At 57.5% G+C, this 1,430-nt stretch carries 2 protein-coding genes and 1 pseudogene; all 3 read left to right on the top strand.

From position 1 onward, the window contains the following. The coding region (locus ABVS03_RS11530; RefSeq protein ID WP_368019215.1) for a hypothetical protein at nt 1–229 on the top strand (229 nt) is incomplete at its 5' end. A gap of 222 nt (nt 230–451) precedes the next feature. After that, nucleotides 452–592 (top strand): annotated as a pseudogene (locus ABVS03_RS11525) (putative RNA methyltransferase); the annotation flags it as partial. 63 nt (nt 593–655) lie between these two features. Beyond that, complete coding sequence (locus ABVS03_RS11520; RefSeq protein WP_052241580.1) at nt 656–1,357, top strand: methyltransferase domain-containing protein; 702 nt, start codon at nt 656–658, stop codon at nt 1,355–1,357. Nucleotides 1,358–1,430 lie beyond the last annotated feature (73 nt).

Genomic DNA, 1,430 nt, shown 5'->3' with positions numbered 1-1,430 from the left:
CTTTTTTCACCTGCTGAAGGTTATCAATCTTCTTATTGAGTATCTCGGCATTCTTTCTTCTGCCAATGCCCTGGCGGGCAGATCCACCCCCCTTTCGGCTGGTTCGGGGGCACAGGCATGCCCTGACGGGCAGATCCACCGCCCTTTCGGCTGGTTCGGGGTCGCAGGCATGCCCTGGCGGGCAGATCAGCGCCTTTTCGGCAGGTTCGGGGGCGCAGGCATGCCCTGACAGACGGCTGCATTGCCCATATGCGTTTTGCGCGCGAGGACCCTGTTGCTCCTGTCAAAAGCGTGGCGAAATGAAGTGGCCCAAAAGAGGGCAGCAGAATACCGAAATCCCAGCTTGAAATAGCTCAGCTATTTGTCACTGTGCGGTTCTGCCTGCTGTGATTAGCCATGCACTGCTGGGGAAGACTCATCCGCTAGAATTGCTTGGACGAAAGGAGACGCAATGGTACTCGACAGATACGCGCGATTTGCTGACAGCGCCGACGTGCTCTCTTGCCCCCTTTGCCACAGCGCCCTGAAGCTGCAGGAAGGGAGCCTCGTATGTCCGAAGAGGCACTGCTTCGATATCGCAAAGCAGGGGTACGTAAACCTTCTAGGGCCCTCCAGGCAGTCAGCCCACTACAGCAAAGAATCCTTTGAGAGCCGCATGGCAATCCTGGAGGCAGGGTATTACGACCACGTGAAAGAAGCCGTCCTCACCGCGGTAGGAAGGGCCCTTTCCCCAAGCGAGGGTCCTGCAGCTGTGAACGCGACGCCATTCCGCGTGCTCGACGCGGGATGCGGAGAAGGCTTCTATGCACGTGCAATCCGAGAAAACCTCTGTGTCGACGTGGTGGCGTTTGACCTCTCAAAAGACGCCATGCTGATGGCGGCCCGCCACGATTCCAGAAAGGCGGTCAAATGGCTGGTTGGCGACCTGACGAACATCCCCGTGCTGAAAGGCTCCATCAACTGCGTGGTGGACGTATTCGCTCCCTCGAACTACGACGAATTCAAGCGCGTTCTCACCCCAACCAGAAACGCCTCCGCGCCAGGAGTGCTGGTCAAAGTGGTTCCAGGCAGCAATCATCTTACGGAGCTGCGCCACCTTGCTGAAGGATCTTTGCGCAGCAAGGAATACTCAAACCAGCTGGTGACCGATTGCTTTGAGAAGCACTTCAAGATGACCGACCGCATCAAGGTGACGCGCACCTTCGAGATGTCCGAAAGGGACGTCCGCGTGTTCGCCGAGATGACGCCGCTGCTGTTCGGCATCGACGCGGAGTCCCTAAATCTATCGCGTGTGAAAAGCATCACCATCGAGGCTGAATTGCTGGTGGGCACCCCTCGCTCCCAAGGCCCTTCATGAGCTCAGCCAGCTCATCATCCTCTTAATTGCAGGGCTGAAGGACAGCCCTTGTCAACCGCCCCAGAAGAAATCT

This window comes from Olsenella sp. AGMB03486 (assembly GCF_040884255.1).
GTDB classification, from domain to species: Bacteria; Actinomycetota; Coriobacteriia; order Coriobacteriales; family Atopobiaceae; genus Olsenella_L; species Olsenella_L kribbiana.
The sequence above is the reverse complement of the archived record's forward strand: the minus strand, read 5'-3'. Positions and strand labels throughout refer to the sequence as shown.

Bases quoted from the DNA above. Each gene is read 5' to 3' on its own strand.
- ABVS03_RS11520 (WP_052241580.1), top strand. From the start codon at position 656: ATGGCAATCCTGGAGGCAGGGTATTACGACCACGTGAAAGAAGCCGTC.